General features: G+C 74.7%; 16 protein-coding genes. 7 read left to right on the top strand and 9 right to left on the bottom strand.

Annotation, left to right across the window (positions count from 1 at the left end; translation table 11 throughout):
* Positions 1–106: 106 nt before the first annotated feature.
* Positions 107–1,486, bottom strand: a complete 1,380-nt coding sequence (locus D5H75_RS42055) for a TetR/AcrR family transcriptional regulator (protein ID WP_202638657.1) — start codon at positions 1,484–1,486, stop codon at positions 107–109.
* 205 nt (positions 1,487–1,691) lie between these two features.
* On the opposite strand from D5H75_RS42055, the gene D5H75_RS30850 reads away from it, so the two are divergent.
* A complete protein-coding gene (locus D5H75_RS30850) occupies positions 1,692–3,068 on the top strand; it encodes an MFS transporter (RefSeq protein ID WP_119930092.1) in 1,377 nt (458 codons plus the stop codon).
* A gap of 28 nt (positions 3,069–3,096) precedes the next feature.
* Positions 3,097–4,851 (top strand): glycoside hydrolase family 3 protein, encoded by a 1,755-nt coding sequence (locus tag D5H75_RS30845; RefSeq protein ID WP_119930091.1) that lies wholly within the window; start codon positions 3,097–3,099, stop codon positions 4,849–4,851.
* A 69-nt stretch (positions 4,852–4,920) separates the two neighbouring features.
* On the opposite strand, the gene D5H75_RS30840 is transcribed toward D5H75_RS30845, so the two are convergent.
* From D5H75_RS30840 to D5H75_RS30825, 4 genes are all read right to left on the bottom strand, one after another.
* The gene (locus D5H75_RS30840) at positions 4,921–5,343 is read right to left on the bottom strand and encodes an ester cyclase (protein WP_119930090.1); all 423 of its coding nucleotides are present in this window, start codon (positions 5,341–5,343) and stop codon (positions 4,921–4,923) included.
* 97 nt (positions 5,344–5,440) lie between these two features.
* Entirely contained in the window at positions 5,441–6,589 is a 1,149-nt protein-coding gene (locus tag D5H75_RS30835; RefSeq protein WP_119930089.1) for an epoxide hydrolase family protein, read from the bottom strand.
* Positions 6,590–6,840: 251 nt separating this feature from the next.
* Positions 6,841–8,607 carry an ABC transporter ATP-binding protein gene (locus D5H75_RS30830; RefSeq protein WP_119930088.1) on the bottom strand — a complete coding sequence of 589 codons (1,767 nt, stop codon included), beginning with the start codon at positions 8,605–8,607 and terminating at the stop codon, positions 6,841–6,843.
* Positions 8,604–10,316 (bottom strand): ABC transporter ATP-binding protein/permease, encoded by a 1,713-nt coding sequence (locus tag D5H75_RS30825; protein WP_119930087.1) that lies wholly within the window; start codon positions 10,314–10,316, stop codon positions 8,604–8,606. Before D5H75_RS30825 ends, D5H75_RS30830 begins: the two co-directional genes overlap by 4 nt.
* Before the next feature lie 154 nt (positions 10,317–10,470).
* Between D5H75_RS30825 and D5H75_RS30820 the strand changes: the two genes are divergently transcribed.
* The 4 genes from D5H75_RS30820 (at position 10,471) to D5H75_RS30805 (ending at position 14,579) form a co-directional block, all read left to right on the top strand.
* On the top strand, positions 10,471–11,649 hold the full coding sequence (locus tag D5H75_RS30820; protein ID WP_119930086.1) for an ABC transporter substrate-binding protein: 1,179 nt from the start codon (positions 10,471–10,473) through the stop codon (positions 11,647–11,649).
* Positions 11,646–12,650, top strand: a complete 1,005-nt coding sequence (locus D5H75_RS30815; RefSeq protein WP_119930085.1) for an iron chelate uptake ABC transporter family permease subunit — start codon at positions 11,646–11,648, stop codon at positions 12,648–12,650. Before D5H75_RS30820 ends, D5H75_RS30815 begins: the two co-directional genes overlap by 4 nt.
* Positions 12,647–13,663 (top strand): iron chelate uptake ABC transporter family permease subunit, encoded by a 1,017-nt coding sequence (locus tag D5H75_RS30810; protein ID WP_202638656.1) that lies wholly within the window; start codon positions 12,647–12,649, stop codon positions 13,661–13,663. Before D5H75_RS30815 ends, D5H75_RS30810 begins: the two co-directional genes overlap by 4 nt.
* A gap of 70 nt (positions 13,664–13,733) precedes the next feature.
* Positions 13,734–14,579 carry an ABC transporter ATP-binding protein gene (locus D5H75_RS30805; RefSeq protein WP_119930083.1) on the top strand — a complete coding sequence of 282 codons (846 nt, stop codon included), beginning with the start codon at positions 13,734–13,736 and terminating at the stop codon, positions 14,577–14,579.
* Between the two features lie 13 nt (positions 14,580–14,592).
* On the opposite strand, the gene D5H75_RS30800 is transcribed toward D5H75_RS30805, so the two are convergent.
* Positions 14,593–16,050: a glycosyltransferase family 2 protein gene (locus D5H75_RS30800; RefSeq protein ID WP_119930082.1), complete on the bottom strand. Its 1,458-nt coding sequence runs from the start codon at positions 16,048–16,050 to the stop codon at positions 14,593–14,595.
* On the bottom strand, positions 16,047–18,326 hold the full coding sequence (locus D5H75_RS30795) for a glycosyltransferase (protein ID WP_119930081.1): 2,280 nt from the start codon (positions 18,324–18,326) through the stop codon (positions 16,047–16,049). The genes D5H75_RS30800 and D5H75_RS30795 overlap by 4 nt, the downstream gene beginning before the upstream one ends.
* 367 nt (positions 18,327–18,693) lie before the next feature.
* On the opposite strand from D5H75_RS30795, the gene D5H75_RS30790 reads away from it, so the two are divergent.
* Entirely contained in the window at positions 18,694–19,260 is a 567-nt protein-coding gene (locus tag D5H75_RS30790) for an RICIN domain-containing protein (protein ID WP_147425317.1), read from the top strand.
* 63 nt (positions 19,261–19,323) lie between these two features.
* Here D5H75_RS30790 and D5H75_RS30785 read toward each other — a convergent pair whose 3' ends face one another.
* On the bottom strand, positions 19,324–23,508 hold the full coding sequence (locus D5H75_RS30785; RefSeq protein WP_119930079.1) for a HAMP domain-containing protein: 4,185 nt from the start codon (positions 23,506–23,508) through the stop codon (positions 19,324–19,326).
* 79 nt (positions 23,509–23,587) lie between these two features.
* Positions 23,588–24,799 (bottom strand): glycosyltransferase, encoded by a 1,212-nt coding sequence (locus tag D5H75_RS30780; RefSeq protein ID WP_119930078.1) that lies wholly within the window; start codon positions 24,797–24,799, stop codon positions 23,588–23,590.
* Positions 24,800–24,805 lie beyond the last annotated feature (6 nt).

The following is a 24,805-nucleotide window of genomic DNA, read 5'->3' as shown; positions in this document are numbered from 1 at the left end:
CGCCCCCGCACCGCCGTACGCCGCGACCCTGGAACTCCCCTGGGCTCCGGCGGCGGGCGGCCCCAGGCATCCGACCGACCATCCGGTAGATGTAGTTACCTGTTCGTTATGCACACGGGTTTCGGGGTGCCCGCGAGCGCGCGTCGTCCTCGCGCAGGAGCCGGGCGAACGCCGCGACCAGTCCCGGCAGGTCCACCTCGTCCGGGTCCAGGAGCCACTGGAGCTGCGCCCCGTCCTGTACGGCGAGCAGCAGCGCCGCCGCGTCGCGGGGGGACAGCCCGCCGGGCAGCCGGTCCCCCAGCTCGGCCCGCAGCGACTCCTCGACCCGCTCGCGCATCCGGGCGTACCGCTCCACGAAGTACTCCCGCGCCGGGTGATCCTCGGTCACGCTCTCGGCCGACAGCACGGTGAACGCCTGGACCACGCCAGGGCGCCCCGCGTTGTACTCGGCGAGCTGCGTGATCTGCTCCAGCCGCGGCGGCGCGGTCCCGTCGGCCAGCAGGCGCAGCGCGTCGATGCGCTCCCGCAGGTCGAGCATGCCGATGAGCAGCCGTTCCTTGCTCGGGAAGTAGTGCAGCAGGCCCTGCTGGGACAGCCCGGCCCGCTCGGCCACGGCCGCCAGCGACGCGCCCCGGAACCCGCGCTCGGCGAACACGTCCAGCGCCGCGAGCAGGATCTCCTCCCGCCGCCCGCGCGACCGCTCGTCGGCCGCCCGCTCGTCGGCCGGGACGCCCCGCCCGCCGGCCGCGCGCCCCTGCGGCCGGGCCGCCCCGGCCGGCGCCGCGGCGGGCGGCTCCTCACCGGGGGCGGCGGGCGCGTCCAGCCCGCTCCCGTCCACGGTGATCGACCTGGCCAGCCGGTCGGCGTACGCCGCGAACTGCGCGACCATGTCCACCGACCCCGGCCGCAGGCACCACTGGATCTGGAGCCCGTCCATCACGGCGATGATCTCGCGCGCCAGTTCCCGGCACGCGATGCCCTCGCGCAGCTCACCCCGCGCGACGCCCGCGCGCAGCGAGGACTCGGTCTGCCCGGCGGTCCAGGCGTACCGCTCGGCGAAGTAGGCGTGCGCCGGGTGGTCGGGGTCGGCGGCCTCCCCGGCGAGCGTGGTGAACATGCGCAGCAGCCCGGGCTGGGTGGTGTTGAACTCGACCAGCCGCAGCAGCCGGCGCAGAGTCTCCACCCCGGCCGGGGGCTCGCCGCGGAACTCCCGCTCCCCGGCCAGCTCGTCGCGGTGCCCGAGCACCGCCAGCATCAGCCCCTCCTTGCTGCGGAAGTGGTGCAGCACCCCGGCCTGGGTGATGCCCGCCTCCTCGGCGATCCTCGCCAGCGAGGACGCGTGGTATCCCCGGTCGGCGAAGTGCCCGATCGCCACCTCGATGATGCGCCGGCGGCGCGCGTCGCCCACGGCGTACCCGCCCCGGCTGCCCGGGCCGGAACGTCGGGCGGCGGGCTCGGGCGCGCGGCGGGGGGTGCGGGTGCTCACGCGCTCAGCCTAGGTACGGCGAGCGCCCGCCCCGGCCGGGGCCACGGGACGGCGACCCCGGCAGGCGGCAAGAGTGACCGGAATCACACCACGGAAACTTACTAATCACTCGGTTTTTACATACCGTGTACGCACCCGCCAGATAGCTGGACATTTGGCGCGTATAACCCCAAACAGTGCATCAAGCCTCGCTGAGGAGGTACCCATGACACAGGTTCATGGGGACAGCGCGGGGGGAGCGGACGGTCTCGCCGTCCGGCACGTCTCCCCCGCCGGGAACGCGACCGCCGCCCCGGAAGCCGCCCTCGCCGCTGACGCGGCCCTCGCCGCCCCCGGCGCTCTCGCCCCCGGCGCCCCCGCCGCCAACGCCCCCGTACGGCTGGTCGCCGGTCTCGTGGCGGCCACCTTCGGCGCGTACACCGCGATCCTCACCCCGGTGATCGTCACGCTGGCGATCCGGGTCGCCCAGGTCGCCCCCGACACCCGCGCGCAGAGCCTCGGCGCGGTGCTGTCCGTCGGCGCGGTGCTCGCGCTGGTGGCCAACCCGCTCTTCGGCGCCCTCTCCGACCGCACCACCAGCCGGTTCGGCCGCCGCCGCCCGTGGCTGCTGGGCGGCATGACCGTCGGTCTCATCGGCCTGGCGATCGTGGCCCTCGGCGGTTCGATCCCCGTGCTGACCCTCGGCTGGGCGCTCGCGCAGCTCGGCGTCAACGCCGCCCTGGCCGCGCTGACCTCGATCATCCCCGACCGCGTCCCCGACCACCAGCGCGCCCGCGTGTCCGGCCTGGTCGGCATGATGACCCCGGTCGCCATGGTCGCGGGCACGTTCGTCGCGCAGGCCGCCGGCGGGAACGCGCTGCTCATGATGGTGATCCCCGGCCTCCTCGGCCTCGCCGGCGTCGTCTGGCTGGTCGCCGTGCTCAAGGACGCGCCCGCCGACCGCGCCGCGCTCAAGCCGTACGGGATCAAGGAGTTCCTGCGCAGCTTCTGGGTGAACCCCGTCAGGCACCGGGACTTCGGCTGGAACTGGCTCGGCCGGTTCATGGTCTTCCTCGGCATGGCCTCGCTCACGAGCTACCAGGCCTACTACCTGATCGACCGGCTGGGCTTCCGGCCCGACCAGGTCGCGGACAAGATCTTCCTGACCACCCTGGTGATGACCGTCGGCACCGTCGCGGGCTCGATCCTCGGCGGCGTGCTGTCGGACCGGTCGGGGCGGCGCAAGCCGTACGTCATCTTCTCGGCGGCGCTGACCGGCTTCGCGCTGCTGATCGTCGCGCTGGTGAACTCGCTGCCGATGTTCCTGGTCGCGGTGTTCCTGTTCGGCTTCGGGCAGGGCCTGTACCTGGCCGTGGACGTCGCGCTCGCCGCCGCCGTCCTGCCGAACCCGGCGGAGTCCGCCAAGGACATGGGCGTGCTCAACATCGGCAACGCCCTGCCGCAGTCGCTCGTGCCGATCATCGCCCCGGCCCTGCTGGCCATCGGCGGCGGCACCGGGAACTACTCCGCGCTGTTCGTCTTCGGCGCCGTCGCCGGCGTGCTGGGCGCGGTCGCCGTCCAGTTCGTCCGCGGAGTCCGCTGACCCCGCCGACCCGGAAGGGAATCCGCAGATGTTGCCGTACCAGGACCCGTCGCTCCCCGTGGAGGAGCGGGTCGAGGACCTCCTCGGGCGCATGACGCTGGAGGAGAAGGCCGGCCTCATGTTCCACACGATGCTGGCCATGAACCCCGACGGCACTCCCGTCGAGGACCCGGCCGCGCAGCCCGGCGACGTGACCACCACCGAGATGGTGCGCGGCAGGCTGATGAGCCACTTCAACCTGCTCGGCGGGGGCGGCGCGCGGCAGCTCGCCGAGTGGCACAACCACCTCCAGGCCATGGCCGCCGAGACGCGGCTGGGCATCCCGGTCACGATCTCGACCGACCCGCGCCACGCGTTCACCGACAACCCGGGCACGGGCGCGCTCGCCGGGGCCTTCTCCCAGTGGCCCGAGACGACCGGCCTGGCCGCGATCGGCGACGCGGACCTGGTACGGCGGCACGCCGACGTGGTCCGCCGCGAATACCTCGCCGTGGGCATCCGCGTCGCGCTGCACCCGCAGATCGACCTGGCCACCGAGCCGCGCTGGCCGCGCATCTCCGGCACCTTCGGGGCGGACGCGGACCTGACGTCGGAGCTGGTCGCGGCGTACCTGGAGGGGCTGCGCGGGCCGGAGTTCGGGCCCGAGAGCGTGGCCGGGATGGTCAAGCACTTCCCCGGCGGCGGCCCGCAGCTCGACGGCGAGGACCCGCACTTCCCGTACGGGCAGGAGCAGGTCTATCCGGGCGGGAACTTCGACTACCATCTCAAGCCGTTCAAGGCGGCGATCGCGGCCGGGGCCACCCAGATGATGCCGTACTACGGCAAGCCGGTCGGCACCGAGCACGAGGAGGTCGGCTTCGGCTTCAACAAGGGGATCATCACCGGGCTGCTCCGCGAGGAGCTGGGCTTCGACGGCATCGTCTGCACCGACTGGCAGCTTCTCGACGAGGCCAGGATCGGCCCGTTCCTGGAGCCCGCCAAGGCGTGGGGCGTGGAGCACCTGACCCCGATCGAGCGCGCCGCCAAGGCCCTCGACGCCGGGGTGGACCAGTTCGGCGGCGAGAAGTGCCCCGAGCTGGTCGTCGAGCTGGTGCGGTCGGGCCGGATCGCCGAGGAGCGGATCGACGTGTCCGTGCGGCGGCTGCTGCGCGAGAAGTTCCGCCTGGGCCTGTTCGAGAACCGCTACGTGGACCCGGACCGCGCCGAGGAGATCGTGGGCGCGGCCGGGTTCCGCGAGCTGGGCGAGGAGGCGCAGCGCCGCTCCTTCACCGTGCTCACCGGCGACCGCGTGCTCCCGCTGCGCGGGCGTCCCCGGGTGTACGCCGAGGGAGTGGACCCGGCGATCCTGGCCGAGTACGCCGAGGTGGCGGCCGGGCCGGAGGGGGCGGACTTCGCCCTGCTCCGCCTGGAGTCCCCGTACGAGCCCCGGACCGGCGGCTTCTTCGAGACGTTCTTCCACTGCGGCTCGCTGGCCTTCGCCGAGGACCGCCTGGCGGAGATCCTGGCCCTCCTGGACAAGGTCCCCACGGTCGTGTCCATCCGCCTGGAGCGCCCCGCGGTGATCCCCGAGATCGCCGCCCGCGCCGCGGCCGTGCTCGGGGAGTACGGCGCGGGCGACCGGGCCTTCCTCGACGTCGTCTTCGGCCGCGCCACGCCCGAGGGCCGCCTCCCCTTCGAGCTCCCCAGCTCGATGGACGAGGTCCGCCGCAGCCGCGAGGACGTCCCCGGCGACACCGAGAACCCCCTCTTCCCGATCGGCCACGGCCTCCGCCTGACCGCCTGACCGCCTGACCGGCTGTCCGGCTGTCCGGCTGTCCGGCTGTCCGGCTGACCGTATGACCCCGCCCCGGCGTCAGGAGGGGATGGCACCGAGGCGGGTCATCATGCCGAGGACGTCGGAGACGACCCAGTACTCGGCGAAGCGGTCGCCTTCGGCCCGGAAGATGTCGTGGCCGGTGAAGGCGACCTCGGTGCCCTCGGGCGCGGTGGCGCCGGGGATCCCGCCCCGGTAGGAGCCGTAGAAGGTCCAGCGGGCGGCGACCAGGTCCCCCTCGACGAAGGGGCCGACGTCGAGGTTCGTGCGGATGCCGTGGAAGTACTCGTGGGACTGCCGGATCTGCGCGGCGAACCCGTCGGGCCCGTGCACGTCCTGGGTGGGCCAGTGCCCGACGGCGTCCGAGGTGACGATGTCCCTCATCGCGTCGAAGTCCCCGGTCCACACGTCGGACAGCCAGCGCCGGTACAGATCCTTGAGGGCGTCGGAGGATTCACTCATGCGTACCGGTCTGCCCCGTCCGCGCCGTTAGTCACGTCTCCGGGGGCGCGCGCCCCCGGAGAACCCGGATCACCTGGCGGGAGCCGTACGCCGTGGGTCAGTCCAGGGCGGCGAAGAACTCGCGGAGGTCGGCGACGACGCCCTCGGGGTCGGCCATGGAGACCATGTGGCTGCCGGCCTCGCGGCCGCCCCAGTGGACGATCCGGTTACCGCGCGCGGCGATCTTGCGGAAGGTCTCCGGCCCGCCGTGGGAGACGCCGGTCGGGACGAGGTCCTGGTCGATGGGCAGGCCCGCCGCGCCCTCGTAGTACGGCCACATGGCGCTGCCGGCGGTGTCCGTGAGCCAGTACAGCGACACGGTGGTGAGGAACTGGTCCCGGTCGAACGGCTCGGCCGGGACGTCCTCCGCGGGCCAGCCGTCGAACTCCTTGTACCGCTCGACCAGGTAGGCCAGCAGCGTGACCGGCGAGTCGGCGAAGCCGTACGCCAGGGTCTGCGGCCTGCTGGACAGGTAGGGGCCGTACCCGCTGCCCCCCGCCCACCACTCGGCCTGCGCCGCGAGCCCGGCGCGCTCCTCCTCGGTCAGCACGTCGAGCTGGGCCGGGTCTCCGGTGGGGATGCCGAGGCCGGCGGTGATGTGCGCGCCGATCACGTGCTCGGGGGCGATGGCGGCGAGCCGCGGCGTGACCACCGCGCCCGCGTCGTTGCCGTGGGCGCCGTAGCGGTCGTACCCGAGGCGGCTCATCAGCTCGGCCCAGGCGCGGGCCACCCGCTCGATGCTCCACGGCCGCTCGTCCGCCGGCTCGGGGAAGCGGGAGAACCCGAACCCCGGCAGCGAGGGGGCCACGACGTGGAAGGCCCGGGACGGGTCGAGCCCGTGCGCCCGCGGGTCCGTCAGCGGGCCGATGACCTTCATGAACTCGGCGATCGAGTTCGGCCAGCTATGGGTCATGATCAGCGGCGTCGCGCCCGGCTCCGGCGAGCGCACGTGCAGGAAGTGCACGTCCTGCCCGTCGATCTCCGTCACGAACTGCGGGAACGCGTTCAGCGCCGCCTCCGCCGCCCGCCAGTCGTACTCCGTGCCCCAGTACTCCGCCAGCTCCCTCAGGTACGCCACGGGGACGCCGCGGCTCCACGCCGCCCCGGGCAGCGCGCCCGCCCACCGCGTGCGGGCGAGCCTGTCGCGCAGGTGGTCCAGGTCCTCCTGGGCGATCTCGATGCGGAAGGGGCGAATCTCGACGGACATCTGTTTCCCCGTTTCTTCGTCCTCGGTGGTGCCGACATCCGAAAAGCTACGGTGTGAGTAGGCCAGGACCTGTCCTCTACTCCGCCCGGCCACCGCTTTCGCCGTACGGCGGGGCCGCGGCGCGCGGACGCCCCCTCCGGGGTGCGCGGACGCCGCCGAGGGCGCGGACACCTCCTGCCGGGCGTGCGGACGCCCCCGCCGGAGCCTGCCCCGGTCCCCGGCGGGGGCGCCGCGGCCACGACCCCCGCCCGTCAGGCCGCCGGGCGGGGATCGTGGGCGAGGAGCCGGGACAGGCGGCCGGCCGGGCGGGAGGTCAGCTCCTGGAAGGTCCCCTGCTCGGCGACCCGGCCGTCCTCCAGCACCACGATGTGGTCGGCGCGGCGGATCGTGGACGGCCGGTGCGCGACGACGAGGGTCGCGCGCCCCTCGCGGGCGGCGTCCAGGGCCGCGGCGAGGCGGGCCTCGTTCTCGGCGTCGAGGTTGGCGACCGCCTCGTCCAGCACGAGCACGGGCGCGTCCACGGCCAGCGCCCGCGCCACCGCGACCCGGGCCCGCTGCCCGCCCGACAGCGCCACGCCGCGCTCGCCCGCCGCCGTGCGCAGGCCGTCAGGCAGTTCGCGCTCCCCGAGCTGGGCGTCGGCGGCGGCCCGCGCGAGCCGTACGGGATCCAGGCCGGGCACGCCGAGCCTGACGTTGTCCTCGATGGTCCCGGCGAACAGGTGGACGTCCTGCGGGACCACCGTGACCAGCCGCCGCAGCTCGTCGTCCGCGACCGCGTCGAGGGGGACGCCGCCGAGCAGGATCCGGCCCTCGTCGGGGTCCCAGTAGCGCAGCAGCAGGGAGACGCACGTGGACTTGCCCGCGCCCGAGGGGCCGACCAGCGCGACGGTCTGGCCGGGCCGCACCTCGAAGGAGACGCCGCGCAGGACCTCGGGCCCGTCCGGGGTGTACCTGAACCGCACGTCCTCGAACACCACCCCGCCCGCGGGCCGGGGCACGGGCACGGGCGCGGGGGGCTCGGCGACGTTGGCCGGGGCGGTGGCCAGCGCGTGGACGCGGCCCGCCGCGGCGCGCAGCGTGCCGTACTCCTTGAGCAGCAGCGCGACCTGGGAGGCGGGACCGAGCGAGGCGGCGGCGAGCACCATCGCGACCGGGCCGTGGGCGGGCTCCAGCGACCCGGCGCGCAGCAGCGCCGCGACCATGAGCAGGGTGGCGGCCGCCGCGACCGCGGGCAGCAGGTCCGTGACGGCGGCCTCCAGCCCGCCCCGCGCCGCGTTCGCCGCCTGCGCCCGCGCGAGCCGGCGGGTGCGCGAGGCCAGCAGCTCGCGCCGCCGGCCGAGCGCGCCGAACGCCGTCAGCTCCCGCAGCCCCTGCACGGTGTCCACCACGTCCGAGGTCAGCTCGGCGGTGGCGGCGCGCAGCTCGTCGCCGTGCCGCGCGGACAGCCGCCGCAGCCACAGCGGCACGGCGAGCACGAGGCAGGACACCGGCAGCGAGACCGCCGGCAGCCACGGGTCGAGCAGCGCCGCCCCGGCCACGCCGCAGGCCAGCACGACCGCGGCGGTGATGAGCTGGGCGAGCGTGTGCGCGAACAGCCACTCCAGGGTCTCCACGTCGGACAGCGCGGCGGCGGACAGGTCCCCGCTGCGCCGCCCGAGCAATCGGGCGGGGGCCGTCCGCGCGACCGCGTCGTAGACGACGCCGCGCAGCCGCGCCAGGACGAGGTAGGCCAGGTCGTGCGCGACGTACATCTCCCACCAGGTGGCCAGCGTGACCACGACGACGAGCGCGCCGAGCGCGGCCCCGGCGACGTCGAGCGGGGCCGCCTCGCCCGCGATGGCCCGCCCGACCAGCCAGGCCCCGAGCACCCCCGCCGCGAACGCGCCGAGCTGCCCGGCCAGGTTGGACACGAGCGTCGAGAGGAACGCGCGGCGGTGCGCGGAGACGTGCCCGGCGAGCCACCGCATCGGGGACCCGGTGGCGCGGGAGGGCGGGGTGGGGCCGGGGTTCGCGGTCATGCGGGGAGCTCCTGGGCGGCGACGAGACGGGTGTACGGCCCGGCGGCGGCGAGCAGGTCGTCGTGGCCGCCGGACTCGGCGACCGCCCCGTCCGCGAGCACCACGATCCGGTCGGCGTCGCGCACGGCGGACAGCCGGTGCGCGATCACCAGGCAGGTGCGGCCGCGCCGGGCCCGGGCCAGGGCCTGGGCGATCGCGGCCTCGGCGCGGGGGTCCACGTGCGAGGTGGCCTCGTCCAGCACGAGCACGGGCGCGTCGGCCAGCAGCGCCCGGGCCAGCGCGAGCCGCTGCCGCTGCCCGCCCGAGAGCGTGCCGCCCCGCTCGCCGAGCCGCGTCTCGTAGCCGGCGGGCAGCGCGGCGACGAACTCGTGCGCCCCGGCGGCGGCGCAGGCGGCCACCAGTTCCTCGTCGGTCGCGCCGGGGCGGGCGAGCCGGAGGTTGTCGGCCACGGTGCCGTGGAAGAGGTAGGTGTCCTGGGCGACCACGGCGATGCCCGCGCGGAGGGCGTCCAGCCGCCATTCGCGCAGGTCGGTGCCGTCGAGCGTGATCCGTCCCGCGCCGGGGTCCACGTGCCGCTGGAGCAGCGCGGCGCAGGTGGACTTGCCCGCGCCCGACGGCCCGACGAGCGCCACGGTCTCGCCGGGCTCGATCGTGAGGCTCAGGTCGTGCACGGCGGGGCGGTCGCGCCCCGGGTAGGTGAAGGTGACGTGCTCGAAGCGGACACGGGGGGCGTGGCGCGGGATGTCGGCGCGGCGACCCGTGTCGCGTACGGCGGGCTCGGCGGTGAGCAGTTCCCCGAGGCCGTCCACGGCGGAGACGCCCAGGTAGCCGGCGTGCCAGTACTCCGACAGGTTCCGCACCGGCCGGAAGCACTCGACCGCGACCAGGAGCACGGTGAACGCCTCGCGGGCGTCCAGCCGTCCTCCGGCCGCCACCAGCGCCGCCCCGGCCGTGCCCGCCTGCACGAGGAAGGCGCTCACCCCGGTCTCCACCAGCGACACCCGGAGCTGCCGCATCGTGGTCAGGTAGAGGTCGTGCGCCCGGCCGGCCAGCCGCGCGCCCAGCCGCCCGGCGGCCCCGAACGCGCGGAGCGTGGCCATCCCCTGCATCGCCTCCAGGTGGTCGGAGGCCAGCTCGGCGAAGGCGGCCCAGCGCTCGCGCCCCCGCCGCAGCAGCGTGACGTCCCAGAGGCGCGGGATCACCAGCACGCCCGCGACCGCCGCCCCGAGCACGGCGCCCGCGGTCGCGTCGATCGTGGCCAGCCAGGCCACCAGGGCCACGGGCACGCAGAACGTGACGACGACCTGCGGCAGGTACCGGCTGAAGTAGGCGTCCAGCCCCTCGACCCCGTCCACCAGCGTGGTCTGGGCCCGCCCGGTGCGGGTGCCGGTGAGGTACGCGGGCCCGAGCTCCCCCAGCCGGGCGACCAGCCGGTCCCGCAGCCGCGCCCGGATCAGCGCCCCGGCCCACACGGTGACCGTCTCCCGCGCCCACAGCAGCGCGGCCCGCCCCGCGATCACGGCGAACGCCCAGGCCAGCGGCGTCACCGCGGCGTCCGGCCGGCCCCGCGCCACCTCGGCGAGCGCCGCGGCCAGCAGCACCGCCTGCCCGACGTAGGCCGCCGACACCGCCAGCCCGAGTCCCGCGCACGCCGCGACCTGCCCGGTCACCTGCCCGGCGAGCCGTACCAGCCTCCGATGAACGATCACTTACCCCTCCGACGTCCGCGCCGGGCGCGGCCACGAGCTCTCCGGTCTTGGCGAAACGTCAGAGTAAGTGGTAATGATTTTCATTGTCCAGATCTGGCAACGATTTTCATTATTGCCGCTTTCGCCCTCCCTGACCCGCCGTACGAGGAGCCCGATGTCCAGTCCGACCCCCCGTTCCCCCGAGCCCGGCGGAGCCCGCCTCCGGCCGCCCTCCGCCCGCCTCCGCCGCGCCGCGCCGGCCACGCCGTACGGCCGGGGGCGGGCGGGCGGCACGCCGTACGGCAGGACGCGGGCGCTGGCCGGGATGATCGCGATGGCCGGGCTCCTCGCCGCGTGCGGCGGGACCGGGCCGGACGCCGGGGCGCGGTCCGCCGCCTCCGCGAGCGCCGCGAGCCCCACGAGCCCCACGAGCCCGGCGAGCCCGGCGAGTCCCGCCGTGGGCGCGGCGAGCCCGTCGCCCGTGCCCCGCGCGACGGCCGTGGCGCACTCGCTCTCGGTGACCGGGCCGGACGGGAAGCGGATCACCCTGCGGGACAGGCCGCGCCGGATCGTGTGCCTGACCGGGATCTGCGATGACATCCTCGTCGAGCTGGGGCTGGTCCCGGCGGCGACGACCACGCCCAAGCTGCTGACGCGGCCCGACTACCTGGGGGCGGCGGGCGCGAAGGTGCCCGTGGTGCCGGGGAGCTTCGGCAACGAGGACGTCGCGAGGATCGCCGAGCTGGAGCCCGACCTGGTGATCGGGCTGGCCGGGGTGCACGACCAGCTCCGCGCGGCGGTGGAGAGGTTCGCGCCGCTGTGGGTGGTGAAGGTGGACGACCACGAGGACTCGGTCGGGTACCTGCGCGCCGTCGCCGCCCTCACCGGCCGGGGCGAGGCACAGGCCGTGGCGGAGGACCGGTTCCGCGCCCGGCTCGCCGCCGCCCGCGCCGAGGCGCGGGCGCGCGGGCTGGACCGCAAGACCGTGCTCGCGATGTACGGCGGGAGCGCGGTCGGGGTCAACACCACCGACGACGTGCTCGGGAACTTCCTGTCGGGGTTCTTCCGGTATCCGTGGCCGGGCAAGGGCGGCGGCTTCGAGACCGCGCAGGCGTACAGCCTTGAGGAGATCCTCGCCAAGGCGCCGGACATGATCTTCGTTCAGTCGTTCGCGTTCGGGCCGGACGCCAGGAAGGTGACCGACCTGTACCGGGACAACCCGGTGTGGAAGCGGGTGCCCGCGGTCGCGAACGGCAAGGTGTTCGAGGTGGCCCCGGAGCTGTGGGCGTCCGGGCGGGGCACGCGCGCGTTCGGGCTCATCATCGGCGAGGCGTTCGCCAGGGCGGCCGGATGACCTCCGTGCGCCAGGCGGCCCCCGCGCTCGTCACGGTGGCCGTGCTGGCGGGCGCGGCGGTGGCCGCGCTCGGCCTCGGCACGCCGCTCGTCGCGCCGCACGCCCTGCCGGCGCTGATCTTCGAGGGATCCGCCGGGCAGGGCGCGCCGGTCTCGGTCGAGTCGGTGGTGGTCTGGGAGCTGCGCCTGCCCCGGCTGGTCACGGCCCTGCTCGGCGGGGCCGCCGTGGGCGCCGCCGGGCTGCTGCTCCAGGAGGCGCTGCGCAACCGGCTGGCCGCGCCCGAGCTGATCGGCGTCTCCTCGGGAGCGGCGCTGGCCGTCGCCGTCTGCGTCGTGTGGGCGCTGCCCGTGCCGCTCGCGCTGCACCCGGTGGCCGGGCTGGCGGGGGCGGCGGCGGGCGGGGCCCTGTGCCTGGCCGCCGCCCGGCTGGGCCGCTCACCGGCCGCCGTCCTGCTCATCGGGGCCGCGGTGTCCGCCGCCCTCCAGGCGTCGCTGCTGGCCGTCCTCTCCGTCGCCGACCGCCTCCAGTACGACCTGCTCTTCCGCTACCTCGTCGGCAGCCTCACCGGCGTGATGTGGGACCAGGTCGGCTATGTCGCCCCGTGGATCGCGGTGGCGGTCCCGCTGGTGGCGCTGTGCGTGCCCGCGCTCGGGCTGCTCCGGCTGGGCGACGAGGCCGCCGCCGCGCTCGGGGGTCGCGCCGCCCGCGCCCGGCTCGGCGTGCTGGCCGTGTCCGCGCTGCTCGTCGGCTGCGTGGCCGGGCCCTGCGGCCCGCTGGCCTGGGTGGGGTTCCTCGCCCCGCTCCTGGCCCGGCGGCTGCGCCCGCACGGCGAGGCCCGCGCCTGGCTGCCCTGGTCGGCGGCCCTGGGCGCGGCGGTGACGGTCGTCGCCGACCTGGCCGCCCGGACCGCCCTCGACCCGGTGGAGACCCCGCTCGGCGCGTGGACGGCCCTGGCCGGCGTCCCCGTCGCCGCCCTCGTCCTGGCCCGGAGGACGGCGTGAGCCCGGCGCGAGCCGTACTCCGATGGGCCGGGGTGGTCACGGGCCTCCTGGCCGTGGCGGCGGCGCACCTGCTGGCGCGCGGGGGCGCGGACCCCGCGACGGCGGCCGAGGCGCTGCTGGGGGACCGGAGCGGGCTGGACCACCGGATCGTGGCGGAGCTCGGGGCGCCCCGGCTGGTGACCGCGCTGCTCACCGGGGCCGCGCTGGGCGTGGCCGGGCTGGTGCTCCAGACCGCGCTGCGCAATCCGCTGGCGGCCCCGGAGTTCACGGGCGTGAACCCGGGGGCGGTGCTGGGCATCCTCGCCGGGCTGCAGTCCGGGCTGGTCCCGGCGGACTCGGCCGGGGGCGCGCTCGCGGCGGCGCTCGCGGGCGGGGCGGCGGGCGGGCTGGTCACCTGGGTGATCGCGGGCCGCTCCGACGCCGGGGGGCTGGTCGTCGCGGGGCTGCTGGGCGGGGCGCTGCTGGCGGGGTTCACCACGCTGCTGCTCGCCTATCAGCCCAGCAGGTTCGGGAACGCGCTGCGCTGGCTCATCGGCTCGGTGGAAGGCCGGGTCTGGGAGCACCTGGCGCACGGCTGGTGGTGGGTCTGCGGCTGGACTCTCCTGGCGTGGGCCGGCGCGGCCGCGCTCGGGGTGCTGTCCGGAGGTGACGAGCACGCCGCGTCGCTCGGCCTGAACCCGCGCGTCGCGCGGGCGCTCCTGCTCGGCGCGGCCATCGCGCTCTCCGCCGGGGCCGCGAGCCTGGCCGGGGCCGTCTCGTTCGTCGGCCTGGTCGTCCCGCACGCCGCCCGGTGGGCGAGCGGGGGCGACCCGCGCCGGGGCGTGCCGCTGGCCGCGCTCCTCGGGGCGGGCGCGGTGACGCTGGCGGACGCCGTCGCCCAGGTCGCCACCCGCCTGCTGGCCGACGGCGGGGCCGCCCACCGGCTGGGCGTGCCCACCGGCGTCGTCACCGCCCTCGCCGGCGCGGCCGTCCTCGTCACGGTCGCCCGCCGCTCCCGCCACCTCCCCGGATGACCCGGCGTTCCCCGCCCCGCGACGGCGACGTCAGTCCGTACCCCCGTCCATGCTCCGAAGGGATGACCTCATGATCGGCGAGACCCGCGCCGCGGCGCGGCAGGACCCGGTGAGCGCGCAGGACCCGCCCGGACCGGCGATCTCCGTGCGGGGACTGCGGTTCTCGTACGGCGATCGCGAGGTGCTGCGCGGGGTGGACCTCGACGTGGCCGCCGGGGAGTTCGTGGCGCTGGTGGGCACGAACGGATGCGGCAAGTCCACCCTGCTGCGGCTGGTCTCCGGGCTGCTGGCCCCGGCGGCGGGCTCGGTGCGGCTGGCCGGGCGCGACGTGGCCGCGACCTCGCGCCGCGAGATCTCCCGCCGGGTCGCGGTGCTCCACCAGACCCTGCCGCCGGTGCCCGGGCTGACGGCGCGCCAGCTCGTGCGCCAGGGGCGGTTCCCGCACCGGGGGGCGCTGGGGATGCTGTGGGAGCCCGACGACGGCACGGCGGACGCGGCGATGGCGGCGGCGGGCGTGGCCCACCTCGCGGACCGGGCGCTGGACACGCTGTCGGGAGGGGAGCGCCAGCGGGTACGGCTGGCGCTGGCGGTCGCCCAGGACGCGCCCGTCCTGCTGCTCGACGAGCCGACCGCGCACCTGGACGTGCGCCACCAACTGGAGGTCCTGGCCCTGGTCCGCGAGCTGCGCGATCGGCGCGGCCTGACGGTGGTGACGGTGCTGCACGAGCTGGACCACGCCGCCCGCTTCGCCGACCGCGTGGTCGCCCTGGCGGCCGGCCGCGTCCACGCAGACGGCCCGCCCGCCCAGGTGATCACCCCCGCGCTGCTGGCGGAGGTCTTCGGCGTCCGCGGCCGGGTGCTCCACGACTCCGGCCGCGACGCGCCGTACTGCCTCCTCGACGAGCCCATCGCCTGAGGCGCGGGCACGGTCAGGCCGCGCCGGTGTCCTCACGGCGGCGCAGGATGGGCCGCCGCCACCAGGGCTCGGGACGGGCGTCCGCCTCCGTGACCAGGCCGTGCTCGGTCAGCTCCCAGTAGTGGCGCTTGACCGGCCGGGCGAGCTGGCACAGCGCCTTGATCGCCGCCAGGCTCATCAGCGCCCAGTACGCCGGGGCCAGCAGCATGGCCGGGACCGCGCCGTGGAGGTTCCGCTCCAGGCAGCCGAGCATGAGCGAGTAGATCACCAGCAGGTTGCCCAGCAGCATCGCCAGCACGCCCACGTAGAAGACGGGGGCGGGGAAGAGCGGCGAGATCGGGTCCGGGCCGACGACCAGGTACGCCGCGGTGAGCGCCCAGAAGACCGGGTTGACCAGCGTCGTCAGCGTCGGGAACCCGAAGGTGAGGTGGAAGGCCAGGAACCCCCGGGGCCCGAGCTCCCGCCAGAGCCGCCACGGCGAGCGCATGTGGACCAGCCAGGTCTGGTAGTAGCCCTTGATCCAGCGGCTGCGCTGGCGGAGCCAGTTGTAGACGCGGCTGTTGGCCTCCTCCTCGGTCACCGACTCCATCATGCGCACGCCCCAGCCCCGGCGGGCGATGCGGATCCCCAGGTCGGCGTCCTCGGTCACGTTGTGCGGGTCCCAGCCGCCGAGGTCGCGCAGCGCGTCGGCGCGGAAGTGGTTGGAGGTGCCGCCGAGCGGGATCGGCAGCCGGAAGCGGTCGAGCCCGCGCAGGAACAGCCCGAAGTTGTAGGCGTACTCGGCGGCGAAGCAGCGGGTCAGCCAGTTGGTCCAGGGGTTCCAGTACCGCAGCTCGGCCTGCACGCAGACGACCCAGCGGGGCAGCGAGCGGAAGGCCGCCACCGCCTTGCGGAGCTGGTCGGGGTCGGGCCGGTCCTCGGCGTCGTAGATCACGCAGAAGTCGCCGCGGGCTCGGGCCAGGCCCACGTTGCAGGCCTTCGGCTTGGTGCGCGGGCCCTCCGGCGGGACCAGGACCACCTCGAACCCCGGCGGCTTGGGGACGTCGTCCAGCGCGATCCAGGTCTCCTGGTCGTCCTCCTCGACCAGGAACAGCACCTGGAGGCGGTCGGCGGGGTAGTCCAGCGCCGCCAGCCGGGCGACGAGCCCCGGGACCATCTTGTGCTCGCGGTAGAGCGGCACGAGCAGCGTGTACGGCGGCAGCTCGGCCTCGGGCACGGCGGCGAGGTCCGCCTCGCCGAACCGCAGCACCGGAGCCCGGCCGGACACGCAGACCAGCAGCAGCTTGAACGTGACGACGAGGGTGTAGGCGGCGGTCACGACGGCGACCCCGGCGGTGGCCACGGCGGGGACCCCCAGGACGACCGCGGCGGCGGCGAGCGCGGCCAGGGCGAGCAGCGCGGCGTCGCGCTGGCCGCGGCCGAGCACCCGCCGGGCGCTCAGCTCCTCGGGAAGCGGGGCGATGGCGCTCATGAGTCCTTTCTCCGGTAGACCAGCCGGTCGGAAGCGCGGTAGACCAGCGTGTAGCCGTCGAGGTCGGGGTCGCCGCGCAGGGACTCCCAGACGTCGTCGTCGGTGGTGGGCGCGAGCCCGATGTGGATCCACCGGATGCCGCGCGGCCCGGGATCGGCGAGCGCGGGCCGCCACTGCCGGAAGCTGCCCTCGTAGACGACCCGGCGCAGCGGGATGCGGGACTCGAACATCATGATCTCGTTGCCGAACGACTGCATCAGCACGGTCCCGCCGTCGTAGTTGGCGCGCAGCCAGGACGCCGCGCGGGACTGCGCCTGGTTCTCCGCCCGGGCGCGGAAGCCCTGGGCCTCCTCCAGGGTGTCCACGCCGGACAGGGTCGCCGACAGGCCGGTGGCGGCCAGCGCCCCGCCGACGGCGGCGTACCCGGTGAACCGCACGGGCGCGCGCAGGCTCCGCCGTACCTCCGCGACCAGGTAGGCGGAGAGGACGGCCACCGGCAGGATCATGATCAGCGCGAACCGGACGTTGTAGAGCCTGCCGCTGATCTCGGGGACCTGGAGCGGGCGCTCCCCGGTGTAGAGCGCGTAGACGAAGAACGGCACGAACACCAGCAGGGTCAGCGGGACGAGCGCGTCCGCCCGCAGGCGGTGCCGCGCGAGGAGGCACACGAGCCCCAGGGCCGCGAGCACGAGCCCGGCGGTGCCGATGTCCCCGCGCATCGCGTAGAAGTACGCCGCCGCGGAGGTGGCCCAGTCGCCGCGCGTGGCCTCGTCGCCGGAGACCCACAGGGACGGCTCGGCGAACTCCCCCCGCAGGAAGTACAGCGGGTCGCCGAAGATGACGGCGTTCCAGGCGACCCATCCGGCGATCCCGGCCCAGGCCAGGACCGTGAAGAACACGACCTCGGCGACCGTGCGGCGCAGCCGTTCCCCCCGCGGCGAGCGCCGCCAGGCCACGCCGGCCACGACCAGCGCCACGGCCATGCCGAACACCCACGCCTCGTACCTGGTCAGCGTGCCGAGCAGCACCGCGCCCGCGGTGAGCGCGAGGCGGCGCTGGTCGCCGGTGCGGGTCCACAGCAGGAGCTGGAGCGCGCCCATCGCGACGCAGGCGATCAGCGGCAGCTCCGTCATCGGCGTGCTCTGCAGGTAGAGCACGTTCGGGCAGGAGACGAACATCAGCCCGGCCACGAGCCCGGCGAGCCGGTGCCCGGTCAGGACGTGCGCGATCCGGTAGAGACAGCGGGCGGCGATGACGAAGCCCGCCATCGAGATCACGGTCCCGGCCAGCCCGGAGTGGTACCACGCGTCCATCCAGATCGTGGGCAGCGTGAGCAGGTGGGGCAGCGGCAGCCACACGGCCCCGAGCTGGGCGACGCCGGGCGTCGAGGCGCTGATCACCCGGCGGGCGATGAGCATGTGCGCCTCGGCGTCCAGGTAGGCCAGCGCGTGGGGCGAGAAGTACAGGCAGGCCACGATCGAGACGGCGATGGCCGCCGCCGTGAAGCCGGCGAGCAGCGGGTCGCGCGGGCGCGCCAGCCGCAGCGCGGCCCGGCCGGCCGGTCGCCGCCCGAGCAGCTCCAGCCAGATCCCGAGCAGCGCGACCAGCGAGCGCGCGATGACGGACGGCCACCCGCCGGTCTGCTGGCCGTACCGCCGGGGGAAGTGCTCGACGGGGCGCTGCACGATGCGCGCGTCCAGGTCGCGCAACCGGGCCAGCAGCTCCGGCGAGATCGCCGCCGCGTCGCCGCGCAGCCGGACGCGCTCCAGCAGGCGCCGGTCGATCAGCTTGTAGGCGCAGTCCACGTCGCGTACGGCCACGCCGAGCAGCAGCCGGCAGATCCGGTTCCACAGGTAGCCGTTGACCCGGCGGACGAGCGGGTCGGCGCGGCCGGCCCGGTAGCCGACCACCACGTCCGCCCGCTCACGCCGCGCCTCCTCCAGGAACTCCGGGAGCTGCCGGGCGCGGAACTGGCCGTCGGCGTCGGTGAGGAACACCGCCTCGCAGTCGGTGTGCTCCAGCGCCGCGGCGATGCCGGAGCGCACGGCGGCGCCGTACCCCTGGTTGGTGTCGTGGCGGACCACCTCGACCCGGCCGGGGTGGCGGGCGGCCAGCTCGGCGGCCACCGCGCCCGTGCCGTCCTCGCTGCCGTCGTCCACCACGACGATCCGGTGCGGCTCGCCGACCTCGTCCAGGACGCGCAGGAAGTCCGTCACCGTGGTCTCCAGATTGGCTTCCTCCCGGTAGGCCGGGAGGACGACGACGAGTCCCCGCATCTATCCCCTCATGGTCGGGCCGGGCGCGTGGATCAGCGGGCGGCGCGGCCTGGTGAAGTCCGGGCTCCGCGCGAGAAGGGCGGACGGCGTCCGGACGGACAGAAGCGATCTCTCCTCGCCGAATTCCGGCTAACCCCAACAGAGCGCAATGGTTCGGTGCAGGGGCCACGAGCCCGGCCAGGAGCGGCACCGGCGCCTTCCGGTGCCATGTCCGGCACCGGGGTCACCCCACGCCAACCGGGAATTTTGATCACCCGATACCGCCGGTTGGGCGCCGAATAGGACACGGGGTGCGAGCGTGTGATCGCGGCGGCTCTCGCGACCCGCGGGAGACGACCGCGCCCACTCACGTTCTCGGGGGATCGTCATGCACGAAAAATCCCGCCGCGCCCGGCGCCGGACATCGGTGCTCGTGGCCGCGGCCGGACTCGGCGTCCTGGCCACGACCGTCGTGACCACGCCGTCCTCGGCGGCTCCGGCCAAGGCCGGGCACGGGCCGTACTACTACATCATCGCAGGCCACAGCGGGCGCAGCCTGATGGCCGAGACGCGGTGGACGCCGGACGGGCCCGGCGTCCTGCAGGCGGGCGGGAACGACGCGTCCCACCACTGGCGCGTCCTGAACTGGGGCCACGCGGTCGTGCTGGTGAACCGGCACACCGGGCTGTGCGCCACCGTCCCGCTGGGGGACGACCGGCGCGTCCGGCAGGAGCGCTGCGACACGGGCGTGCTGATCCGGGAGCGCGCCACCTGGCGCGTGGAGAGCCCGCGCGCCCTGTGGGCGGGCCGGTACCAGCACTTCCGCTCGTACTACAACGGGGACTGCATGGACGTGTACGGCAAGTCCCGGCGCAAGTTCAAGATCGTTCAGCACTTCCCCTGCCACGGGGACTGGAACCAGCGCTTCCGCCTGGTCCGCGTGCCCGGCACCTGACGGACCGGTCACCGGGGGCGTCCCGGGCGGATCGGCCGCCCGGGACGCCCCCGATCACGTCCGCTACTGGGCGCGCGCGCCGATCCAGCGGCGCATGCAGGTGATCAGCTCCTCGGGGTTGACGGGCTTGGTCACGTGGTCGCTGGCGCCTGAGGACAGGGTCTTCTCGCGGTCGCCGTGCATGGCCTTGGCGGTCACCGCGATGATGGGCAGGTCGGCGTGGCCCGGCATCCGGCGGATCGCGGCCGTGGCGGCGTAGCCGTCCATCTCGGGCATCATGATGTCCATCAGGACCAGGTCCACGTCGTCGCCGCGCTGGAGGATCTCGACGCCCTCGCGGCCGTTCTCGGCGAACAGCACCCGCATGCCGTGCAGTTCGAGGATCGTCGTGAGCGCGAAGACGTTGCGCACGTCGTCGTCCACGATCAGGACCGTACGGCCGGCCAGCCCGCTGTCCACCGGCCCGCCGTCCGCGGGGTCGGGGCGCTCCTCCACGGGCGGATGCGGCAGGAGCGGCGGCACCGCGCCGGGGACCTCGGCCGACAGGTGCAGGATGATCCGCTCGCGCAGCTCGTCCAGGCCGGTCAGCCGCTCCAGGGAACGCCCGCGCAGCAGTCCCTCCTGGGCGCGGGACAACGCGCGCGCGTGGTGGGCGAGCACGGGCAGCCCCCGGCGCTCCGGGTCCTCCTCCAGGGCGCGCAGGAACTTCGCGGCCCCGTCGTGCGGCAGCTCCAGGTCGAGCACGACGCAGTGGTAGCCGTCGCGGCGCAGCGCCGCGAACGCCGCCTCGGGCCCGCGCGCGGTCACCACCCGCACCGGGCCGTACGTCATCGCCAGGTCGTTGGCCACGCTGCGGGCCAGCACCGAGAGCAGCCCGCCCTCGCGCGCCTCGACCACCAGCAGGCGGCGGCCCCGCGTCCCGTCCGTCCCGCCGGGCCCGTCGTGCTCCTCCGCCCGCCGGGCGGTCCCCTCCGGCGTGGCGGCCTCCTCGTCGTCGGCCGGGGGCTGGCCCACGGGCAGGTACAGCGTGAAGCGGCTGCCCTGGCCCGGCACGCTGCCGGCCTGGAGCCGCCCGCCGAGCAGGGTGGCCAGCTCACGGCTGATCGACAGGCCGAGCCCGGTCCCGCCGTACTTGCGGCTGGTGGTGCCGTCGCCCTGGTGGAAGGCGTCGAAGATGTGGGCGAGGTTCTCGCGCGGGATGCCGATCCCGGTGTCCACCACGTGGAAGGCCAGCACCCCGGGCGTCTCCGCGGGCTCGATGCTCAGGTCCACCGACCCCTTCTCGGTGAACTTGACCGCGTTGGACAGCAGGTTCCGCAGCACCTGGCGGAGCCGCTGCTCGTCCGTCATCAGCCGGTCCGGCACGCCGGGGGCGACGTTGACGTTGAACGCCAGCCCCTTCTCCGTCGTGAGCGGCCGGAAGTTGGCCTCCACGTAGTCCAGCAGGTGGCGCAGGCTCACCGGCTCCGGCGTGATGTCCATGCGCCCGGCCTCGATCTTGGACAGGTCGAGGATGTCGTCGATGAGCTGGAGCAGGTCCGTCCCGGCCGAGTGGATGACGTTGGCGTACTCCACCTGCTTGGAGGTGAGGTTGCGGGTCGGGTTCTGGGCCAGGAGCTGGGCCAGGATGAGCAGCGAGTTCAGCGGGGTGCGCAGCTCGTGGCTCATGTTGGCCAGGAACTCGCTCTTGTACTTGGAGGCGAGCGCGAGCTGCTGCGCCCGGTCCTCCAGCTCCTGCCGGGCCTGCTCGATCTCGCGGTTCTTGGTCTCGATGTCGCGGTTCTGCCGGGCCAGCAGCTCGGCCTTCTCCTCCAGCTCGGCGTTGGACCGCTGCAGCTCCTCCTGGCCCATCTGGAGTTCGGTCGCGAGCCGCTGCGACTCCTCCAGGAGGGCGTCGGTGCGGGCGTTGGCGACGATGGTGGCCGCGTTGACGCCGATCGTGTCGGCGAGCTGCTCCAGGAACGCGCGGTGCACCGGCGTGAACCGGTTCACGCTGGCCAGCTCGATCACGCCGAGCACCTGCTCCTCGACCACCAGCGGCAGCACGATCAGGTTGACCGGGGCCGCCGCCCCGAGCGTCGAGGAGATCGTGAGGTACCCGGCGGGGATGTCCTCGACCAGGATCACCTGCTTGGCCGCGGCGGCCTGCCCGACCAGCGACTCCCCGAACCGGTACCGGTCGGACGCGGGCCGGTGGCCGTACGTCCCGACGACGCGCAGCTCGCCGTCCTCGGCCAGCAGGAAGGTGCCGGACTGGGCGCTGACCAGCGGGGTCAGCTCGTTCATGACACGCTCGGCGACCACCGCCAGGTCGCGGTGGCCCTGCATGAGCCCGGAGATGCGCGCGAGGTTGGTCTTGAGCCAGTCCTGCTCCTGGTTGGCCCGGGTGGTCTCGCGCAGCGACTCCACCATGGAGTTGATGTTGTCCTTGAGGTCGGCCAGCTCGCCCTCGGCGTCCACGGTGATGGAGCGGGTCAGGTCGCCGGAGGTCACGGCGCTGGTGACCTCGGCGATGCTGCGGACCTGGCGGGTGAGGTTGCCGGCCAGCTCGTTGACGTTCTCGGTGAGCCGCTTCCAGGTGCCGGAGACGCCCTCGACCTCGGCCTGCCCGCCGAGCCGCCCCTCGCTGCCGACCTCGCGGGCGACCCGGGTGACCTCGGCGGCGAACGAGGAGAGCTGGTCCACCATCGTGTTGATCGTGGTCTTCAGCTCCAGGATCTCGCCCCGGGCGTCCACGTCGATCTTCTTGGTCAGGTCGCCGCGCGCCACCGCCGTCGTGACCTGGGCGATGTTCCGGACCTGGCTGGTCAGGTTGTTCGCCATCGAGTTGACGTTGTCGGTGAGGTCCTTCCAGGTCCCGGCCACGTTGGGCACGCGCGCCTGGCCGCCCAGCTCGCCCTCGGTGCCCACCTCGCGGGCCACCCGGGTCACCTCGTCGGCGAACGCGGACAGCGTGTCCACCATCGTGTTGATCGTCTGGGCGAGCGCGGCCACCTCGCCCTTGGCCTCGACCGTGATCTTCTGCGACAGGTCGCCGCGCGCCACCGCCGTCGCCACCTGCGCGATGCTGCGCACCTGGCTGGTCAGGTTGGAGGCCATCACGTTGACGTTGTCGGTGAGGTCCTTCCAGGTCCCCGAGACGCCGCGCACGGTCGCCTGGCCGCCCAGGTTGCCCTCGGTGCCGACCTCGCGGGCGACGCGGGTCACCTCGTCGGCGAAGGCGGAGAGCTGGTCCACCATCGTGTTGATGGTGTTCTTCAGCTCCTGGATCTCGCCGCGCGCGTCCACGGTGATCTTCTGGGAGAGGTCGCCCTCCGCGACCGCGGTCGTGACCTGGGCGATGCTGCGCACCTGCGCCGTCAGGTTGTCGGCCATGACGTTGACCGACTCGGTGAGGTCCTTCCAGGTCCCGGACACGCCCTTCACGTCGGCCTGGCCGCCGAGCCGCCCCTCGGTGCCGACCTCGCGGGCCACCCGGGTCACCTCGTCGGCGAAGGACGAGAGCTGGTCCACCATCGTGTTGATGGTGTTCTTCAGCTCCAGGATCTCGCCGCGCGCCGACACGGTGATCTTCTGCGACAGGTCGCCCCGCGCCACCGCCGTCGCCACCTGGGAGATGTTGCGGACCTGGTCGGTGAGGTTGCCGGCCATGAAGTTCACCGAGTCGGTCAGGTCTCGCCAGGTCCCGGCCACGCCCATGACCTGCGCCTGACCGCCGAGCCGCCCGTCGGTGCCCACCTCGCGGGCCACCCGGGTCACCTCGTCGGCGAACGAGGAGAGCTGGTCCACCATCGTGTTCACGGTGGTCTTCAGCTCCAGGATCTCCCCGCGCGCCGACACGGTGATCTTCTGCGACAGGTCGCCCCGCGCCACCGCCGTCGCCACCTGCGCGATGTCGCGGACCTGGTTGGTCAGGTTCCCGGCCATCGCGTTCACCGAGTCGGTGAGGTCCTTCCAGGTGCCGGACACCCCCGGCACCTCGGCCTGGCCGCCGAGCTGGCCCTCCGTGCCCACCTCGCGGGCGACGCGGGTCACCTCCGAGGTGAACAGCGAGAGCTGGTCCACCATGCCGTTGAAGACCGTCGCGATCTCCTGGAGGAGTCCGTCCCCCTCCTCGGGCAGCCGCGTCCCGAAGTCGCCGTCGCGTACGGCCGTGAGCCCCGCCAGCAGTTGCCGGAGATCAAGTTCGGAGTCGTCTCCGCCCCGGGAGGCCTTGCCGCGCTTAAGGGCGTTCGCCGTATCGACCATGTCCGTCCCCAGGTCCGAGTATCCGAAGCATCGCACAGCAAATCGGGTCCGCCCCAGTCATCGCTACGACCGGAAGGACTCACACCGCTGCCTCGCCGAGGACACGCTCGTATAACCGCAGGTAACGCTCCGCCATCGCCCCCGGGCCGAACCGGCGCACCGCCTCGGCCCGGCACTCGGCCGGATCGATCTCCTCCGCCTTGTCCAGGAACCGCGCCAGCGACTGCTCGTCGTCGGCCACGAAGCCCGTGCGGCCGTGGGCCACCAGCTCGGGCAGGCAGCCACGCCGGAACCCCGCCACCGCCGTGCCGAGTGCCAGCGCCTCCACGATCGCGGTCCCGCCCGGCTCGGCCCAGCAGAGCGGGAACACCGCCGCGCGCGCCCGCGCCACCAGCTCGTCCCGGTCGGCCCCGCCCACGGCGCCCACCCAGCGCACCAGGTCCCCGTCCACGTGCGGGGCGACCTCCTCGGCGTAGTACCGCACGTCAGGGGACGCGTGGGCGGGATGCGCCGGGTCGGCGACCGCCTCGGCCAGCTCCTCCGGCGTGCCGATCCCGTTCACCGGCCCCGCCAGCACCAGCGGCACGTTCGCCGCCCGGCACATCCGCGCCGCGATGTGGGTCCCCTTCAGCGCCGTGATCCGCCCCATCGCGACCACGTACTCCCCCTTCGCCGGAGCGCGCCATCCCCCCGCCGCACCCCCTACCGCCTCCCCGGCCGTACGGCTCGCGCCGGGCGCGCCGCCGTACGGAGGGTCGTAGGCGAGGGGGGTGGCCAGGTGGACGTGCCCGAGGGCGTGGGCGCGCAGGGCGGGGGGCGCGTGGGTGAGCTGGTCGGCGGAGACCCCGTTGACGAACAGGCGGCCCGCCCCGTCGAAGCGGCCGTAGAACTCCGGGTGCTTGGCCAGGTCCCAGTGGAGCGTGTGGAGCACGGGCGGGACCGACCGCCCGGCGGCCGACAGCACGGCGGGCCCGACGACCTCCAGGTGGTCGTGCACGAGGTCCACGTCGTCCCGCTCCCGCAGGGCGTCCAGCACGCCGCGCATGTGGGCGTGGGCGATGCCCATCACCCGGTTGTACGGGTCCTGGATGTGCGCGAACCGGCCCTCGGCGTACACCGAGACCAGCTCGTCGGCCTCCAGGGTGGACGAGCCCACCCCGGCCAGGATCACCCGGACGCCCCGGGCGCGCAGCTCGGGCACGAGCGTGGCGATCACGTTCTCGATCCCGCCGTACCCGCCGGGCGGCACGGGCAGCCACGGGCCCGCGTTCATGAGCACGGTCAGCGTCATCGGCCC

The organism is Bailinhaonella thermotolerans, from assembly GCF_003594875.1.
Lineage (GTDB): Bacteria > Actinomycetota > Actinomycetes > Streptosporangiales > Streptosporangiaceae > Bailinhaonella > Bailinhaonella thermotolerans.
Note: the sequence above shows the minus strand (reverse complement) of the source record. Positions and strands in the feature narration are given on the sequence as shown.

Bases quoted from the DNA above. Each gene is read 5' to 3' on its own strand.
- D5H75_RS30850 (WP_119930092.1), top strand. From the start codon at position 1,692: ATGACACAGGTTCATGGGGACAGCGCGGGGGGAGCGGACGGTCTCGCC.
- D5H75_RS30845 (WP_119930091.1), top strand. From the start codon at position 3,097: ATGTTGCCGTACCAGGACCCGTCGCTCCCCGTGGAGGAGCGGGTCGAG.
- D5H75_RS30840 (WP_119930090.1), bottom strand. From the start codon at position 5,343: ATGAGTGAATCCTCCGACGCCCTCAAGGATCTGTACCGGCGCTGGCTG.
- D5H75_RS30835 (WP_119930089.1), bottom strand. From the start codon at position 6,589: ATGTCCGTCGAGATTCGCCCCTTCCGCATCGAGATCGCCCAGGAGGAC.
- D5H75_RS30830 (WP_119930088.1), bottom strand. From the start codon at position 8,607: ATGACCGCGAACCCCGGCCCCACCCCGCCCTCCCGCGCCACCGGGTCC.
- D5H75_RS30820 (WP_119930086.1), top strand. From the start codon at position 10,471: ATGTCCAGTCCGACCCCCCGTTCCCCCGAGCCCGGCGGAGCCCGCCTC.
- D5H75_RS30815 (WP_119930085.1), top strand. From the start codon at position 11,646: ATGACCTCCGTGCGCCAGGCGGCCCCCGCGCTCGTCACGGTGGCCGTG.
- D5H75_RS30805 (WP_119930083.1), top strand. From the start codon at position 13,734: ATGATCGGCGAGACCCGCGCCGCGGCGCGGCAGGACCCGGTGAGCGCG.
- D5H75_RS30800 (WP_119930082.1), bottom strand. From the start codon at position 16,050: ATGAGCGCCATCGCCCCGCTTCCCGAGGAGCTGAGCGCCCGGCGGGTG.
- D5H75_RS30795 (WP_119930081.1), bottom strand. From the start codon at position 18,326: ATGCGGGGACTCGTCGTCGTCCTCCCGGCCTACCGGGAGGAAGCCAAT.
- D5H75_RS30790 (WP_147425317.1), top strand. From the start codon at position 18,694: ATGCACGAAAAATCCCGCCGCGCCCGGCGCCGGACATCGGTGCTCGTG.
- D5H75_RS30785 (WP_119930079.1), bottom strand. From the start codon at position 23,508: ATGGTCGATACGGCGAACGCCCTTAAGCGCGGCAAGGCCTCCCGGGGC.
- D5H75_RS30780 (WP_119930078.1), bottom strand. From the start codon at position 24,799: ATGACGCTGACCGTGCTCATGAACGCGGGCCCGTGGCTGCCCGTGCCG.